This window comes from Promicromonospora sp. NPDC050880 (genome assembly GCF_044456525.1).
GTDB lineage: Bacteria > Actinomycetota > Actinomycetes > Actinomycetales > Cellulomonadaceae > Promicromonospora.
Window position 1 is genome coordinate 58,389 of the sequence record NZ_JBITFV010000022.1, and the last position, 17,421, is coordinate 75,809.

A 17,421-nucleotide genomic window follows, 5' to 3' on the forward strand; every position below is an offset into this window, starting at 1 on the left:
CGGCACCACCGATGCCCCCGCGACCAGCGGAGCGGGCGTGCAGAGTGAAGGCAGGAAGAGTTGACCACGATCTTCGTCTCGTACCGGCACGACGACACCCGCCAGGAGAGCGTCCGGTACCACGAGTACCTCCGATCGCTGAACCACGTCGTGTTCCTCGACGACGAGGCCATCCCGCCCGGCGCCGACTTCCCGCCCGTGCTGTGGGAGAGCATCCGGCGGTCCGACGTCGTCCTGGCGCTCATCGGGCCGCGCTGGGCGGCGGGCGGCCGTATCACCGCACCGGACGACTACGTGCGCCGGGAGGTGGAGCTCGCGCTCGACCTGGGCAAGAAGGTGATCCCGGTGCTGGTCGACGGCGCGGCCGTGCCCCGGGCCGAGGACCTCCCGCCCTCCCTGGCCCGCCTCGCGCACCTCAACGCCGAGACCGCGAGCGGTCCCGGCCTCGCGTGGCTCGGCGCCGCGATCGAGGAGGCGACGAGCGACGGCGCCTGGGACGGCCCGTCGGTCCACCTCGCGAACCGCGTGCGGGCCCTGCTCGGCGCCGCGGGCCTGGCGACGTCGGCGATCCGGTCGGCCGGCGTGGCCGGACCGTGGTTCGTGGCGAGCGGGTCACCCGGATCCGGCGGCTGGCACCGGCCCGGGGACGACACCGGCGGCGCGGTCCTGGTCGCCTGCACCACGAGCGAACCGCGGGTCGCGGACCTCACCGGGCTGCCTGCGGCCGCCGAGGCCGCCGGTGCCGGGCGCGCCGTCCTGGTGGTGGACGACCGCACGGATCCCGACGCGCTCCGGTCGCTGCCGCCCGTGCCCGGCACCCGGGTGCTGACCCTGCACGACCTCGTGCGCACGCTGGCACCGCTCGACCCCTACGTCACCTGGCTGCGCGAGACCTACGGCGCGAGCATCGCCCGGGTGGCCGACTCGTTCGTCGACCTGTCCGCGGCCAAGTCGGAGCGGCAGGCCGACGGCGCGGAGATCGCCCGTTCGGCCCGATCCTCGCTGAGCACCACCGTGGACAAGTGGCGCCGCGACCGCAGCGGCACGCAGCTCGCGCTGCTGGGCGACTTCGGCAGCGGCAAGAGCTGGTTCTGCCTGGAGCTCGCCCACGAGCAGCTCGGCCGGCTCGACGCCGACCGCGTCCTTGCCGAGGCCCGGCTGCCGGTCCTGGTGCCGCTCCGGGAGGTGCCACCGCCGAAGCAGGACGCCGCCGGACGGTCGGACTGGTCGGCGCTGGGATTCTTCGAGAGCTTCTGCGCGCGGCACGGCATCCCGCGGCCCGTGGCCGCCGTGCTGGAGGAGCTGAACGACCAGGGCCTGCTGCTCCTGCTGTGCGACGGCTTCGACGAGATGCCCCGCGCCGCCGACGAGACCGTCAAGGAGGCCTTCGACCGGCTCCGCACGCTCGCCGGGCGCGAGAGCAAGATGGTCGTCACCTCCCGGATCAACTCGTTCCGCGACGTGGACGAGGAGGCCGGGGCGATCCTCGGCGACCCGGCGCGGCGCTTCGACATCCTGTACCTGCGCGACTTCAGCCGCTCCCAGATCCTGGACCTGGTCAAGGCCCGCCACCCCGCCGACTGGCCGAGCCGGTGGACCGTCATCGAGGGCACCTACGGGCTGCTCGACCTGGTCCGGCGGCCGTTCGTGCTGAACATGGTGCTGGAGATCCTCCCGGCCCTGCGCGGCCGGGGACGCACCCGCGCCACGCTCGCCGCGCTGTACGAGGAGTACACGCGCCGGTGGATCGAGGAGATCGGCGGCGGCCGCCCCCGCGCCGTCGGCCCCGCGGACCGCAAGCGCCTCATGCAGCGCCTCGCATGGAACATGTTCGTGCGCGACACGCTCGAGGTGCTGCCCGAGGACGTGACCGCGCTGGTGGCCGCCGAGAACCTGGTGCGGCTGCCCGGGTTCCAGGAGGCCGTCGAGGCCGACCTGACCACCCAGACCTACCTGCTGCGCGACGCGCAGGGACGCTACCGCTTCGCCCACAAGTCGTTCCTGGAGTACTTCGTCGCCGACCACGTGGTCACCGAGCTGGCGGAGAGCCGGTTCGACGTGCTGGCCACCCGGACGCTGTCCCCGGAGATCGTCGCGTTCCTGGCGGACATGGACCTCGACCCGCAACGCCTGTACGACCACCTCGACCACGTGCGGGCGCACGGCGACGACGGGTACACGGCCGGCAACGTGCTGTCGCTGCTGCACGTGCAGGGTTTCTCGCTGCGGCGCGGCGACTTCTCCGGGTTGGTCATCAAGGGCGCCGACGTCTCGGGCGACAACCTGGAACGGGCCACGTTCGCCGGCTCGGTCCTGGAGTCCCTCAACGTCACCGACGCCCGCCTCGTGCGCGCCGACTTCACCGGCGCACGGTTCGCCGACCTCATCCTCGGCGTCCGCTCGCCGGGCAAGGGCGTCGCCACCGGTCCGGACGGTGCACGCGCGGTCACCGTCGGTGACAACACCGTGGCCCTCCTGGACGCCGACGGCGCCGTGCGGACCCGGCTGCGCGGCCCCGCCGACTCCCTGACCAGCGTCGAGATCAGCCCGGACGGGCACCTGGTGGCGGCGGGCAGCTTCGACCGCACCGTGGCCGTCTGGCACCTTGCCGGGACCGACGGCGGCCCTCGCTCCCGCAGACCCGGGGACGTGCCGGCCCACGTCCTGACCGGGCACACCGCCACGGTCTACGACGTCGCGTTCGATCCCCGGGGCGGGTACGTCTTCACCGCCGGCAGCGACCACCAGGTCAAGGCCTGGTCGCTGGCCGACGGCGCCGAGCGGTGGTCGTCGCGCGCGCACGCGAGAACCGTCTACTCCATCGGTGCGTCCCCGGACGGGCGGCGGCTCGCGACCGGCAGCTTCGACGACACGGTCGGCCTGTGGGAGCTGCGCCGTGACCCGATCGACGGCCCCCAGCTCACCGGGGTCGAGCTCCTGGGCGGGCACGAGGCACTGGTCAACGGCGTCGCCTGGCACCCCGCCAGCCACATGGTCGCCTCGGCCAGCAACGACGGCACCGTCCGCCTCTGGGACGTGGCCGCCCGCGCCGCCCGCGAGACGCTCGCGGGGCACGAGACCATCGTCTGGTCCGTCGCGTTCAGCCCCGACGGCCGGCTCCTGGCCAGCGGCGACTCCGACGGCGTCGTCCGCCTCTGGGAGGTGCCGTCGGACGGACGGCCCACCCTGCTCCGGGTCCTGGAGGCGCACACCGCGGCCGTCTGGAACCTGGCGTTCAGCCACTCCGGGGACGCCCTGGTCAGCGGCAGCTTCGACCGCACCGTGAAGGTCTGGGACACCAGGGACTGGGCCGAGCGGAGCAGTCTCGACCTCGCGGCCGACCGGAACCAGCGGATCGACTGCCGGTGGATGCGGATCACGGGCGCGCAGGGCCTGAGCCCCTTGCAGGAGCAGTTCCTGATGGCCCAGGGCGCGCGCCGCTGACCGGCGTTGCCCACCAGGCCGACCCGACACCGCACGACCCGGCACCATGTACCGCACGAGCACGAGGAGGACCCGTGGCCATCGGCTATCTCGGCCCCGAGGGGACGTTCACGCACGCAGCCGCCCGGCAGCTCTGCCCGGGCGGCGACCTGACACCGCTGGCCACGCAGGCCCAGGCGATCGCGCGGGTGGAGGACGGCACGCTGGAGGGTGCCGTCGTGCCCGTGGACAACACCGTCAACGGCGTCGTGCTGCCCACCTGGGACGCCCTCCTGGGCACCACACGGAGCCGGATCGTGGCCGACACGCTCGTCCGGGTGACGTTCGACGCGTATGCGCTGTCGGCCGACGTCGTCCCCGAGGTCGTGGTCTCGCACCCGCACGCGCTGGCGCAGTGCGCGGGCTACGTCGCGTCGCTCGGCGTGCCCACGCGCGCGGCGTCGTCCACGGCGGAGGCGTGTGCCTCGCTCGCGCCCGGCGAGATCGCGATCGCCGCGCCCGTCTGCGCCGAGCTCTACCCCGTGGCCACCATCGCCACCCGGGTCGAGGACGGGGCCGGCGCCACCACGCACTTCGGCCTGGTGGCGCGCGAGGACCGCACGCCCGGTGCCGAACGGTGGACCAGCGTCTTTGCCGCGCTGCCCGCACGGAACGAGCCAGGCAGCCTCGCCGCGCTGCTGGCGCCGTTCGCCGACCTGGGGTGCAACCTGGAGAACATCGTCGCGCGACCCGTGCGCGGGACCTCCGACTACGTCTTCCTGCTGTTCGTGGCCGACGTCGACGCGGAGCGCGAGGGGAAGCTCACCGAGATGCTCGGGTCGCACTCGACGGCGGTGTCGCTGCTCGGGCGGCTGGAGCAGACCAAGCCGTCCGGGCCGGACGGCACCCCGGGCGTCCCTGCCCGGCTGGCGAGCGCCGGGGCGTGAGCCTCTGGCCGCAGCGTGCGAGGACGGCCCGGCACCCGGCCGCGACGAGCACCGGGTCCCGCCGCCGAGCCTCACGGCCTCGGCGCCCCACCCCGAGCCGACGGCTGGACCCGCGGAAGACCGCGGATCCAGCCCCTGGTACGAGAGCGCGGAGGACGGCGCTGGTCAGTTCACGAGCTCGCGGAGGAAGCCAGTGATCTCGTCGTAGGCGCGGATCACCTTCTCCCCGGCGCGGCGTTCCTCTTCCTTCGAGGTGAGATCAGGTATGGGGCTCTCGACGTCGAAGTCCCAGCCCGTCAGGGTCTTGAACGCCGAACGCCACCTACCCCTCGCCGGATCACCGGTCAGCATGCTCCCCGCGCTGAACGGGTAGGCGAGCTGGCCCAGGTGCAGACCTATGGCCCAGTTGCCGATCTCCTGCTGCATCGCGGCGCTGTGGTAGTCCGTGTACTGCGCTTGAGCAATGATCTTGCCGAGCCCGGCTATCGTGGAGATGGTGCCCAGTGCGGACCCGATCGCTGCCGCCGGTGCCAGGAAGCCGACTGGCGGGACCCAGGCGAGCCAGTAGCTGTAGCCGCCCGCCGTCGCGCTGACGTTGTCGGTGACGTAGGCCCAGTCCCTCGGGTTGCGGACGTCCTCAGGGATGATGCCGAACGGGTCGGCGCTGTCGCCGGGCTCGGGCTGCGTACCGGTCAGCGCGTCGGTGAGCTCGGTGGTCATGAGGGAGTACACCGTGTGCCAGGCGTCACGCGCTGCCACCGCGGCCGCCTCGGCGTCCTGACCCGCGGCGACGGCGTCCGCGTGGGCGCTCGTCGCCGAGGCCCGGGCCGACCACGCGTAGGCGGTCGCCCGCCCGGCGGAGCGCATCGCCCGCAGGACCGAGCTGTTCGCCGCCGTGCTGGCCGCGCGGGCCGTGGCCGCGGCGGCAGTCGCCGTGGCCGCCGACTCCTCGGCGGCCGCCGCCGACTGCGTCGCCAGGTCGGCGAACCGCCGGGCCTCTGCCTTGGCCGTGCGAGCAGCCTGGTAGGACTCGTCCGCCCGCTGCGCCCACTGCTGGGCCTCCTCCTGGGCGTTGTTGGCGATCCGAGCCGCCTGGCATGCCTTGGCGGCGTCCCGCATAGCGGTGTTCGCGAGGTCAGCCGCCCGGTTGATCGCCGCCCGGATCGCGTTGACGTGGGTCTCGCGATCGTGGTCCAGCAGCGCCGCCTGGAACTGCATGCTGGCGACGAAACGCCGTCGCGTCGCATGCGTGCCCTCCAGAGCCACTTCCGCCGCCGCCTGGGCGTACATGCCGCCGGAGTCGAGGATCCGGAAGGTCTCGGCAGTGTCGTCGGCACGGATGGCCTCCGGCAGGTCCGTCGTGAAGAACGCCTTGAGGGCCTCCGGCGAGCCGTCGTCCAGCGCCGCCTCCAGGGCGCCCCGCACCGCGGGCCCCGGTGCCGTACCGAGGACCTCAAGGATCCGCGCCCGGTTGTCCTCGGCGGCAGCCTGCACCACGCCCCGTTCGATGAAGGACCGCGCGGTGTCCGGGTCGTCTTCCTGGAGCACGGCCAGCGCGGCGGACCGGACGGCCTCGGTCGACGTCTCGCCGATGCCGGCGATCGTCATCTTGTCGTCGTGGGCCTGCGCGACGCTCCGGTCCACCGAGACCCAGTGGAGCACGTCGTCGTCGGTCCCAGCGAGCGCATACTCCGCGGCGGCACGGGTCCACGCCGCTGGAGTCGCGGTGGGGTCGACGATCTTCACCAGGGCCTCGCGCGCGGTGCGTACCGCCTCGTCGGCGGAACCAGCCCCCAGGGCCTCCTCGGCCGTTGCGATGAGCGCCAGCACCTCCTCGGAGTACTCGGACTCCCGCGTCTGCTCGAGTCGCGCGAGCTCGATGACCTTTGCCTCGGCCTGCGCGCTGACCCGGGCAATCGTGACGGCCGCCTCCTTGTCGACCGCGAGCCGTTCGACCTCCGCCTCGCGGGCAGCGGCTTCCACGGCCTGCGCCTGCTCGACGGCCTCGACCGCCGCCGTGGCTGCTGTGACGGCGGCGTCGGCGGCCGCCTGCGACCGCTGGGCGAACTGCGCCGAGTCCCACGCGTGATCAGCCGCCTCCGCCGCGGCGGCCGCCGCGGCGACACAGTGCTCGGCTGCGGACCGTGCGCGAATGCGCGCCTGCCGTGCCGCGTCCTTGGCGCGGTCCGCCAGCCGCTGCGCGGTGCTCGCCGCACGGGTGGCGAGGGCAGCCGCCGCCGTGGCCTCGGCGGCCGCCTGCCGGGCCTCGGCCACCTCTGCCTGGGCAGCACCGGCGGCGATGGCCGCGTCGCGCGAGGCGAGCGCTGCATCCGCCGCGTTGCCGGCCGCACGGGCCGCGGCCGCACCCGCCGCGCTGGCCTCTCCCGCCGCCGACTCGGCGAGGACAGCGGCGCTGTCGGCCTCCGCGGCGTAGCTTGCCCACTCGTTGGCCTTCTGGGCCGCCTCGCGGGCGGCGGACGCCAGGCTCCGGTCGGCGGACGCCGCGATCGCCGCACGGTACGCGTTGGCGGCTGCCTGTCCTGCCGATGCCGCGTAGGCCGCCGCGGACTGGGCGGCGCTCGCCGCACGCCGGGCCGCTGACTGCGCAGTCCGGGATGCGCCGACAGCGATCGATGATGCCTCGGCGGCGCCCCGGGCCGCCTTCGCCGCCTTCGCCGCGGCCCGGGCGGCCGCCCGGACGTCGGACTCGGCCGCCTCCGCCTCCGCCTTGGCCTCGAGCGCGGCGGCCTTCGTCGCCGCGGCAGACGCCTCCGCCTTCTCGGACATCAGGACCGCATGCTTGGTGTACCGGGCGGCACGCTTCTGCTCGTCCTCGACGATCCCCACGAGGTGGGCGATCGTAGCGGCCTCCTCGTCGAGCGCCCGGGCGATGTGCTGGCCGGACTCCAGGAACGACTGGATCGCCTCCGGGGAGCCGTCGTCCAGTGCGCGCTCAGCGTAGACCGCCACCTGAGGAGACGCGTCCGAGAGGATCCTGAACACCTGCGCCCGGTCGTCCTCGTCCTGGGCCGTGAACTGACCGTCGTCGAGAAACGCGCGCAGCGCGTCACTCGTGCCGGCCTCCAGTGCCTCGGCGGCCCGTCGCGCGACGACGGTCCCGCCCACATCGAGCACCGCCAGGGTCATCGCCCGGAGATCCTCCTGGACCGCGGTCGCGAACCCGCCGGTCAGGAACGCCGACACGGCCGAGTCACCGGCATCGAGCGCTTCGCCGATCGCTGCCCGCGTCACCCGGCCCGAGTAGTCGAGGGCAGAGAGCATCGCGGCGCGCTCGTCCTCGGCCTGTGCGGCCGGCAGCCCGTCGGCGAGGAACGCGGTGAGGTCGGAAGACGACCCGAGGAGCGCCGCTGCCGCACCGGAGCGGACCAGCCGGCCGCCCGTCTTGTACGCCCACACGACCCGGCCCCGTTCGGTGTCGGGGAGCCCGGAGTCAGCGGGCAGAGTGTCCAGCGTCGCGCCGTACGCGGCGCGAGCCGTCGCGGTGCACGTGGGCAGCGAGCCGACGACCGCGATCCCCGCGAACAGGGTCAGCACCTGCCGCCGGTTCATCGGCAGCGCGCCGCCGTTCATCGCGTCACCCGGATCTCGAGGAGCGTGAAGTCCGCGCCGCCCGACTCCGAGTCGGAGGACCCGATCGCCTCCCAGTCGTTCGCACCGAGGTCGTAGACCTGCTCGTCCCCGGCCTCCGACGTCAGCTCGAGATGGGTGCTGGTGGCACTGTTGGTGCGCACGCCGTTGGCCCTCGCGATGGCGACGGTGAGCCATCCCGAGTCGCCGGTGGTCCGGAAGCACTTGTAGCCGTCGCCATACGTGCTGATCCGCAGCACGTCCTCCGTCGCGCAGTCCGCGACGACGATGTGCCCGTCTCCGCGCTTGACCTCGAAGCCGTACTCGGCGAGCACTCGATCGGCACCGGGGTAGTTGAAGTCCTCCACCGCCGACGGCGGCAGCTCGTCGGCCGCGATCCCTGTCTGGGTGGCGTCGGCGTTCACCGAGAAGGCGAACAGGGCTCCGGCCGCCACCGCGGCGGCGGCCAGCGCCCCGGCCACGGCCCGTGGCACGGACCGGATCATCGTGACGTTCATGTGTCTCTCCTTGCGGGTCAAGTGCGGGACAAGAGGTCTGGGTCCGGGTGGTGCGGCGGAGACTGGTCACGCCGCACCACCCGGGGACGGGGAGGGCGCCTACCAGCGCCCGCTGGCCAGGCCGGTGCCGACCTGGATGTTCTTGAATCCGGTGCTGGTGACGGTCTTGCTGTACGTCAGCGTGATCTTCCCGGTGGCGCCGACGGCGATCTCCGGGTTGACGTAGAAGCTGCTGTCAGCGCTCGGTGTCGCCGTCACCACCGGGAGCGTGTCGGCGGTCGCGCCGTCCGCGGCGAAGCCTTGGACGAGCACGTCGCCGCTGGCACGCGTCGCCAGGACCACGCGACGCTGGCCGTCGACACCCACCCTGGGCTGTGCCGCGCGGAGCGACGACATCGTGACCGGCCCGGGCGTACCGCCCGCGGTGAACGACCGGAACGCCACCTGGTCGGTCCCGTTCTCGTCGGTGTGCCAGGCCACGGCGAAGTGCCCGTCATAGTTGGCCGCGATGCTCACGTCGTTCTGCACGCCCGTCCGGTTGGTGTTGACCACGTAGCCGGGCAGCACCTCGGCCCCGCTCGGGGCGAAGCCACGCACCGCGACGTCCACGTCGCCGTTCACGTTGTAGTCCCGGTCCCAGGCGACGATCGCGTTGCCGTTCGCGCCCATGGCGACGTCGGGGTTGCGGCTGCTGCCGTTGGTGCTGACCTGCTTGTCCCAGGCCATGCCGGAGCCCACGCTGTTGAAGTAGGCCACCCGCACCGTGTTGGAGTCCGTGGACCCGTAGTAGCCGTACTCGTAGGCGACGGCGAAGCCGAGGCCGTCGGGGTCGATGGCGATCCGCGGCGTGATCATCTGCCGGGTCATGGCGGAGTTGACGTCCTGGTCGCCGTTCTGGGTGCCGGCGGAGTCGAACGACTTCACGCGCGCCTCGGACGTCCCGTCCCCGTCGTAGTCGGCCATGAACGCCACGATCGCCGTGCCGTCGTTCCGGATGCCGACGTCGGGGTGCCGGAACCTCCAGTTCGTCGGCTGGTCGTAGACCGTGACGGCCTTCGTGAACTTGGTGACGCCGTTCTGGTAGACCTTCAGCCAGACCCGGGCGTGCAGGTCGTCGGCCGGGTCCGCGCCGTCGTCCCCGGTCCACACCACCGCCGTCCAGGTGCCGTTGTGCGAGACGGCGACCGAGGAGTTGTTCTGGTGGACGGTGGAGGTGCTGTGCGCGGCCGACCACGTGACCGGGTAGTGGTTCGCCACCAGGTCCAGGGCCCAGGCACGTACGTCGGTGACCATCGTGGCCACGGCCCCGGTCCGCGTCTCGGCGGGGTCCGCGCCGAAGCACCCGGCCTGCCAGGACCGGGTGCTCACCGCCACCAACGAGGTCTCCCCGGGCACGGTGCGCAGCACGGGACCGCCGGCGTCCCCGGCGCAGACCGCTGCGCCGGCCTGCCCGGTCAGCGCGACGTCGCCGCCGGTCACGGCGTCGACGGCGAACACCCCGGACTTCAGGTGCAGCGGCGCCCACTCGGTGGCCGTGCGCCCGTAGCCGAGCGCGGTGAACGTGTTGCCCGGGGCAGGAGCGGTCACGCCGAGGGTCACGGGCGTCACACCCGCCACGGGCGTCTCCAGCCGGACCATCATCAGGTCACGGGACTCGTGCGGCACCAGCTCGACCACCGTCCGGACGGCGCCGGCCGTCGTGGCCAGGTCCGGGCGTCCGACGGTCGCCGTCACCGGCTGCGCGGGCTTGCCCGAGGGCGGGTCGCCGGCGCCCGGCGTCGCCTCGAAGCAGCTCGCGGCCGTCAGCACCCAGCCCGGTGAGACCAGCGCACCGCTGCAGGCCCGGGCGCTGTCACCGGTCCCGATCTCCAGCCGGACCGCGAACCCGTGGTCCGCCGAAGCGCCGACGACCGCGCCCGCCGGCGCTGCGGCGGTCACGGCCAGCGCGAGCGCGGACGCCACCACCGTCGCCGTCCTGAACGTCTTCCTCAGCCTGTGCGCGACACCAGCACCCGGCCCGCGCGCGGGAATCTTCGGTCTCATTGTCTTCCTCGGTCCCGGGGAACCCGCTGCGGACACGTCCGAGCAGGCACGATGCCGACGCATCGCCGGAGCAGAGGATGCACGGGGCGGCGGGCGGTGCGTTGCAGCAACCTGCAACGCACGCGTCACGAACCGGGACGGCGGCGCGGGCGACCGGGTGAAGTTTCGCCGGGCCCCGGCTCCCGCTGCGGTGCGCCGTCAGCCGCCGAGCGGCCCGATGCCCAGGCGCTCGCGCAGGCGCACCCCGGCCACGAACCGGTTGGGCGCCTCCAGCATGCTGAGGACCAGGGCGATCTCCGTGCGCACGGTCCGCACGCTCACCCCGAGCTTCCGGGAGATCTCGTCGTCCGACGAGCTGGTCAGCATCAGGGCGATGACGCGGCGCTGCCGTACGGTCAGGTCCGCCAGAGCCGCCGTCTCACCGTCGCAGGGATACATGCCGCTGACCACCGCGTCCCAGTACCCGCGGGCCGCCGCAAGGCACGCCTGGTCCTCGACGTCGATCACGGTCATCTCGCCACCGACGTTCGGCCCGTCCAGGAGCACGCTGCGTCGGTCGATGATCTTCAGTGGGACCGGCGCGTAGCTGAAGAAGTACGCCGAGGGATCCTCACCGGCGAGCATGAGGCGGACGTCGGCATCGAGGCCCAGACGGTGCCACACGCTGATCATCCGCAGGCCGCGCTCCATGTGGTAGGTGTTGTTCGGCAGGCTGACCGAGAGCTGCTCGACCGTCCCGGAACTGCGGATCGACTCCAGGACGCGCCAGGTCCCCGCCGCCTTGGCCATCGCCACGTTGATCTCCTGCGCACCGCGCCCGAAGTACCGTGCGGCGACGCGCTGGCCCCGCTCCATCGCGTCCACCACCCTGGCCCGTTCGACCTGCAGGCGCGTCAACGCGTCGTTCACCCGGAGGCGAAAGGGCCGCGTGAACCCGCCCTCGTGCCCGAACGCCGAGAAGTCCAGGTTCAAGGACTCGGGCACATCTCCACCCGCACTCGCTGCCGCGACGACACCCATCATGCATCTCCCTCGACATCGACCGGGGAAGGGCTTCCTCCCACGATCACCACGGACACGGTCCCATTATCGGCGGCCACCGTCACGGGCCACAGCAAAACCCCGGTCTCCGCCACGAAACCTGTTCGCGGAGCGGACACCCCACGTTGTCATGACGTTCTCGTGCTGGTCGACGGCCCGTACCCCTGCGCCCCTAGGTTCTCGAGCGTGCTGACCCGTGGCGTCCTCGGAAGCGTGCTGGTCCTGCTCGGCGGACTGGTGGTCTCCCCGCTGCCGCGGTCCGTACCGATCCTGGGCGGCGAGCAGCTCGCCGTCCTGCGTGAGCACACCGCCGGGCGGATGGTGGGTCTGGCCGTCGTCCTGGTCGGGCTCGGCCTGCTCGCCCACGCCTGGCTGGCCCTGTGCCGGTCCGTCGCCGGCGCCGGTGACGGAGCGGCCCAGGACGTCGCCCTCGGCCTGGTCCGGCGGGCCGCGCTGCTGTGGTCCGTGCCGCTGCTGCCCGCTCCCCCGCTCTTCTCCCGCGACGGCTGGTCGTACGCCGCGCAGGGGATGCTGGTCCAGGTCGGGGTGTCGCCGTACGAGCACGGCCCGGGGGTGCTGACCGGCCCGATCGTCGAGGCCGTGGACCCTCGCTGGATGGCCACGCCCGCACCCTACGGCCCGCTGCCGCTGATCTTCGGGGACCTGGGCGCCGGCCTCACCGGCAACCCGTGGGCGCTCGTGGTGGGCCACCGGATGGTGGCCCTGATCGGCCTGGTCCTGCTGGCCTGGGCCGTGCCACGGATGGCCGCGTGGACCGGCGCCGGCCCCGCGCTCGCCTCCGCCGTCGCGCTCGCCTCTCCGCTGATGGTCGCCAACGGCGTCGGCGGGCTGCACAACGACCTGCTCATGGTGGGCCTGATGGCCGCGGCGCTCGTGGCCACCGTCGAGCGCGGGTGGGTGGCCGGGGCCGTGCTCGGGGGCCTGGCCGCGGCGGTGAAGCTGCCCGGCGGGCTGGTCTGCGTGCTCGTGGTCCTGGTCTCGCTCCCAGCCGGAGCCCTCCTCGTGGACCGGCTGCGCCGCACGGCACTCGTCGCGGCCGTGTCGGTGGGTGCCCTGGTGGGCACCGGCCTGCTGTGGGGCCTCGGCGTCGGCTGGGTCGACGCGCTCGGCGTCCCCGCGAGCATCGACACGCTGCTCTCGGCGCCCACGCAGGTGGGACGGGTGCTCGACTGGGCGTCCGCGACGCTCGGGACCGGCCTGGAGCCGACCGTGTTCCGGGACCTGGTCCGGACGCTCGCGATGGTCGCGCTCGTCGCGCTGGCCGGCTGGACGGTGCTGCGCCGGCCCACCGGTGACCCACCCGGCGCGGTGCGTGGCGCCGCCGTGCTCGTGGGCGCCACGCTCCTGCTCAGCCCCGTGGTGCACCTGTGGTACCTGCTCTGGCTCGTGCCGTTCCTCGCGGCACTCCGGCTGGGGCGTGCGGGCACGGCCGCGCTCGTCGCCGTCTGCGTGCTCGCCGGTCTCGTGGCGCCGCTGGACTCCTCGCTGCACGGGGCCTACCTGGCCGTCGTGGGCGGCGCGCTCACCGTCGCGGCCCTGGTGGCGGTGCTCCTGCTCACCCGGCACGGCCGCGAGCGGGTGCGCACCATCGCCGAGGCCGGCCTGGTCAAGGTCCCGTGACCGGCGCTCTCGCACGGTTCCTCGCAGACCCGCGCCGCGCGGCGGTCGGCGCCGCCGTCCTCGCGGCGCTGCTGCTCTCGGGCACCGTGCTGCTCACCGACCCGCCCTACGTCACCGGGGACGAGCCCCCGCACACGGACTACGCCTACCAGGTGTGGCACGGCGAGCTGCCCGTCTTCGAGGAGGGGCTGGAGCTGCGGCCCGACGGCGCCCGCCTGGCCCCCGTCCAGTGGACGGCGCAGCACCCGCCGCTCTACTACGTGCTCGTCGCACCGTTCGTCGGTCCCCTGGCCGACGCCGGGCACCCCGTGGCTGCCGTCTACGCCGCGCGGGCCGTGAACACGCTGCTGGCGGGACTGTTCGTGCTCGTGGCCTGGTGGAGCGCGGGCCGGATCTGCCACCCCGGGAGCGTGCTGCCCCGGCTGGTGGCCCTGGTGGCCGCCCTCGCGGCCGCGGTCGCCCACGCGGGCGGGAACGCCTTCAACGACCTGGTCGCCGCCCTCTGCGTGACCACCATGTTCGGCGTGGGCGCGACGGCGATCCGACGCGGGCCGGGCACACGGCTCGTCGTGCTGCTGTGCCTGCTGGCCGCGGTCTGCTCGCTGTCCCGGCTGTCGGCCGCGATCATCGCGACGGTCATCACGGCGTTCGTCGTGCTGGCGGGGTCGGTGCGGGCCGCCCAGGGCCGCGGACGGTGGGCCCCGGTCGTGGGCCTCGCCGTCGGCGCCCCGGCCACGGTGCTGGCCGCCGCGGGCTGGTTCTACGCGCGCAACCTGGCCCTGACCGGGAACATCCAGGGGTCGCACTTCGACTGGGCACTGGCCAACCAGGTCCGCGAGGTGCGGCCCGTGTGGGAGGTGGTGCTCGACCCGGTCATCTGGGCGCGGCTGCCCGACCTCTTCTGGTGGGCCGGCCGCGTGCCCCCAGCCACGCCCTACTCGGCGACGACCCTCACGCTCACCACGCTGCTGCTCCTGTGGACCCCGCTGGTCATCGCGCTGCTGCCCCACGTGGCCCCGGTGCTGCGGCGGCTCCGGGGCGGGGCGCTCGCCGGCCGCACCGCCCCGGCCCCGCGGGCCGTCCTCCCGGAGGTCGACGGCGCCGTGCCCGCCCACCCTGTGCCCGCCCGCCCTGCGCCCACCCACCCCGTGCCCGCCGGCGCCGCCGACGTCGAGCGGCCCGTGGACCGGCTGCTCGTCACGCTGCTCCCCTGGGCCGCCGTGGCCGTCTCCGTGTCGGTGCAGGTGCTGTACACGGCCGCCAGCGGGGGCGCGTACCCGCGCTACCTGCTCCCCGTGGCGCTCCCGGTCTTCCTCGGCGTGGCCGCCGGGCTGGCCCGGCACCCCCAGGTCCTCGTGCCGCTCTGGGGCGTGGTCGCGACGGCGGACCTGGTGAGCTGGCTGGTCGCGGAGCTGACCACCCCGCCCCGGCCGGGGCTCTACGGGGAGCCGACGGCGCTCGCGGCCGTCGTCGGCGGGCTGGCCGTCTGCGCCTCCGTCGTCGCGATCCGGGCCGTCGTGCGCACGATCCCCCGCACACCCGGGTAGGATGCCGTTCATGCTTCCGGCGCTCGCGCGCCGGCGGGATCCGAATGAGACAGCGGATCGAGACGCCCTCACCCTTCCACACGGTGAGGGCGTCTTGTCGTCGAGGCGAGCGGCGTCAGCGCCCCGGTCCGGTCAGGTGTGGTCGTGCCCGCCGGGCACGGCACCGATGTCCTGACCCTCGTCGAGCACCACGAACTGGCCCATCATCCCGTCGTCCTCGTGCTGCAGCAGATGGCAGTGGTACATGTACGGCACGTTCGGGTCGGTGTGGTCGCTGAACCGCATCGCCAGCCGGTACCTGCTGCCCGGCACCAGCAGGACCGTGTCCTTCCAGCCCCGCAGGTGGGGCGGCGGGACGGCGCCGTCGACGGTGAGCACCTGGAACTGCACGTCGTGCACGTGGAAGTTGTGGACGTAGCCGTTGTCGTTGATCACCTCCCACACCTCGACGGTGCCCACCCGGACGCCGAAGTCGATCCGGTCCATCGCCATGGACCGGCCGTTGATCTGGTCCGAGGCCAGCACGAAGGAGCGCTCGGCCGTCGCGGCGACGCCGTCCAGGTCCGGCGCCTCGCCGAGCGTCGCGGGCAGCACCGTCTCGTCGGCGAGGTCGCCCGCGGCGCGGAACCGGCAGATGTCCAGCCGGTCGGCGAAGCCGTCGAGCCGCCCGGACGTGCCACCGAGGTCCGGCGACGGGTAGGAGCGCAGGTCGACGGTCTCGCCGGGCGCGAACTCCACGACGATCTCCGCGCGCTCACCGGGCGACAGGTGCAGCCGGTCGGTCTCCCACGGTTCGGCCAGCAGCCCGCCGTCGGTGCCGACCAGCGCGAAGCGGCGGGCGTCGGAGAAGCCGAAGTGGTACAGCCGCGCGTTGGAGGCGTTGAGCAGCCGCAGCCGCACGAGCCGCGTGGTGACGTCGAAGAAGGGGCCGAGCGTGCCGTTGACGAGGATCTCGTCGCCGATCACGCCGAGCGATCCGGCCAGCGGCAGCCGTTCGACGAACTGGTTGTCACCGTCGAACGCCCGGTCCTGGACGATCATGGGCACGTCGTCGACGCCGTAGGTGGCCGGCAGGTTCAGCGCCTCGGCTCCCTCGCCGACCGGGTCGTCGACGATGAACATGCCGGTCAGGCCCCGATAGGTGTGGTCGGCGGTCGAGCCGTGCACGTGCGGGTGGTACCAGAGCGTCGCCGCCCGCTGGTCCACGGTCCACCGCGGCGTCCACGTCCCGCCCGCCGCGACAGGCTGGTGCGGGCCGCCGTCCATGGCGGCGGGCAGGTGCATGCCGTGCCAGTGCAGCGAGGTGGCCTCCTCCAGGCCGTTGTGCACGGCCAGCTCGACGGCCTGACCGCGGCGGGCACGGATCGTCGGGGCGAGGTAGGTGCCGTTGACGCCCCAGGTCCGGGTGGGCGCCCCAGCCTTGAGCTGCGTCCGGCCCGCCTGGACGTCGAGCGCGAAGCGCACCGCGCCCGGCGTCCCGGTCGTGGGCTCGGCCAGGGGCGGGATCCGCAGCGGGGTCGCGAAGTCGACCTTCCCCACCGTGTCGCGCCGCGCGGCCGCGTAGTAGACGCCCAGGCCGCCACCGCCGGCGACGAGCGCGCCGCCGAGGCCGAGGCCGACGATCTTGAGGACAGTACGTCGTTCCATGGGAGGAACTTCCCGCGTCGGCGCGGGTGGTCGCGTCGGTGAGAACTACGTAGGTAGGGCCTCGCCCAGGGCGCCGGGTCGGGTGCCGGGGCCCGGCTCGACGTGCTCGCGCAGCTGGCGGCGCGAGGAGATCCCGAGCTTGCGGAAGATGTTGCGCAGGTGCGCCTCGACCGTGCGAGGGCTGATGTACAGCCGGGCGGCCACCTCGCCCGACGTCGCGCCGGTCGCCACCAGGCGGGCGATGTGCAGCTCCTGCGCGGTGAGCGCGTCGCGGACGTGTCCCGACCGCGTCCGTGCCTGCTCGCCCGTGGCCCGCAGCTCGCCCGCGGCGCGCCGGGCGAAGGCCTCGATCCCGGCCTGCGCGAACAGCTCGTGCGCGGAGCGCAGGTGCGGGCGGCAGTCGCGCCGGCGTCCCGCCCGGCGCAGCCACTCGCCGTAGAGCAGGTGGGCCCTGGCCCGGTACGGGAGCAGCGGGCTGTCGGCGAGGAGGTCGACGGCCTGCCGGTAGTGCTCCTCCGTCCCCGTGACCAGGCCCCGGGCATAGGCGGCCACGCCCAGCCCCGTGGTCGTCCCGCTCGCCTCGGTCCGGTCGGCCAGGTCGTCCAGCGCGCCGGCGGCAGTGTCCTGCTCCCCGCACCGGACCGCCGCCTCCACCAGCTCGGGCAGGGAGAACCCGGCGATGAAGAGGTCGTCGAGCTCGACCGCACGTCGCGCCTGCGCCAGTGCCGTGCGGTAGTCGGCCAGCCCGTTGTGCAGCACCGCGCTCGCCCAGTGGACGTTGGCGACCAGCTGTCCGCCGACGCCGGCCTCCGCCGTCACCTCCTCGAAGAGCCGCAGCGCCTCCTCCCGGCGCCCGCGCATCGCCGCGAGCTGCACCCGGTGGTAGATGACCGGTGGGCCGCCGGTCGCGGGGGCGGGCGCCCCCCCCCCCCGCGGGGCCCCCCCCCCCCCCGGCCCCGGCCCCCCCCCCCGCGGCCCCCCGCCCCCCCCGGGGGGGGCCCCCCCCCCCCGCCCCGGGGGCCCCCC

The 17,421-nt window shown here is 74.0% G+C and carries 10 protein-coding genes; 4 read left to right on the forward strand and 6 right to left on the reverse strand.

Annotated features, from left to right (window positions below; genetic code table 11):
• Positions 1 to 60 precede the first annotated feature (60 nt).
• Complete coding sequence (locus tag ACIBBF_RS23575) at positions 61 to 3,444, forward strand: toll/interleukin-1 receptor domain-containing protein (RefSeq protein ID WP_397418318.1); 3,384 nt, start codon at positions 61 to 63, stop codon at positions 3,442 to 3,444.
• Between the two features lie 74 nt (positions 3,445 to 3,518).
• A complete protein-coding gene (locus ACIBBF_RS23580; protein WP_397418320.1) occupies positions 3,519 to 4,370 on the forward strand; it encodes a prephenate dehydratase in 852 nt (283 codons plus the stop codon).
• Between the two features lie 165 nt (positions 4,371 to 4,535).
• Here the strand turns inward: ACIBBF_RS23580 and ACIBBF_RS23585 are convergent, their stop codons facing one another.
• The 4 genes from ACIBBF_RS23585 to ACIBBF_RS23600 form a co-directional block, all read right to left on the reverse strand.
• The gene (locus ACIBBF_RS23585) at positions 4,536 to 7,961 is read right to left on the reverse strand and encodes a hypothetical protein (protein ID WP_397418322.1); all 3,426 of its coding nucleotides are present in this window, start codon (positions 7,959 to 7,961) and stop codon (positions 4,536 to 4,538) included.
• Positions 7,958 to 8,476, reverse strand: a complete 519-nt coding sequence (locus ACIBBF_RS23590; RefSeq protein WP_397418324.1) for a hypothetical protein — start codon at positions 8,474 to 8,476, stop codon at positions 7,958 to 7,960. The genes ACIBBF_RS23585 and ACIBBF_RS23590 overlap by 4 nt, the downstream gene beginning before the upstream one ends.
• A gap of 99 nt (positions 8,477 to 8,575) precedes the next feature.
• Positions 8,576 to 10,519, reverse strand: a complete 1,944-nt coding sequence (locus tag ACIBBF_RS23595; protein ID WP_397418326.1) for a S1 family peptidase — start codon at positions 10,517 to 10,519, stop codon at positions 8,576 to 8,578.
• A gap of 198 nt (positions 10,520 to 10,717) precedes the next feature.
• Positions 10,718 to 11,503, reverse strand: coding sequence for a sigma factor-like helix-turn-helix DNA-binding protein (locus ACIBBF_RS23600; protein WP_397418328.1), 786 nt, complete (start codon positions 11,501 to 11,503; stop codon positions 10,718 to 10,720).
• A 243-nt stretch (positions 11,504 to 11,746) separates the two neighbouring features.
• Between ACIBBF_RS23600 and mptB the strand changes: the two genes are divergently transcribed.
• Positions 11,747 to 13,201, forward strand: a complete 1,455-nt coding sequence (gene mptB / locus ACIBBF_RS23605; RefSeq protein ID WP_397418330.1) for a polyprenol phosphomannose-dependent alpha 1,6 mannosyltransferase MptB — start codon at positions 11,747 to 11,749, stop codon at positions 13,199 to 13,201.
• Entirely contained in the window at positions 13,198 to 14,748 is a 1,551-nt protein-coding gene (locus ACIBBF_RS23610; protein ID WP_397418332.1) for a hypothetical protein, read from the forward strand. The genes mptB and ACIBBF_RS23610 overlap by 4 nt, the downstream gene beginning before the upstream one ends.
• A gap of 132 nt (positions 14,749 to 14,880) precedes the next feature.
• On the opposite strand, the gene ACIBBF_RS23615 is transcribed toward ACIBBF_RS23610, so the two are convergent.
• Both ACIBBF_RS23615 and ACIBBF_RS23620 read right to left on the reverse strand, forming a co-directional pair.
• A complete protein-coding gene (locus ACIBBF_RS23615) occupies positions 14,881 to 16,395 on the reverse strand; it encodes a multicopper oxidase family protein (protein WP_397418334.1) in 1,515 nt (504 codons plus the stop codon).
• A gap of 45 nt (positions 16,396 to 16,440) precedes the next feature.
• The gene (locus ACIBBF_RS23620) at positions 16,441 to 17,271 is read right to left on the reverse strand and encodes a LuxR C-terminal-related transcriptional regulator (protein WP_397418336.1); all 831 of its coding nucleotides are present in this window, start codon (positions 17,269 to 17,271) and stop codon (positions 16,441 to 16,443) included.
• Positions 17,272 to 17,421: the final 150 nt, after the last annotated feature.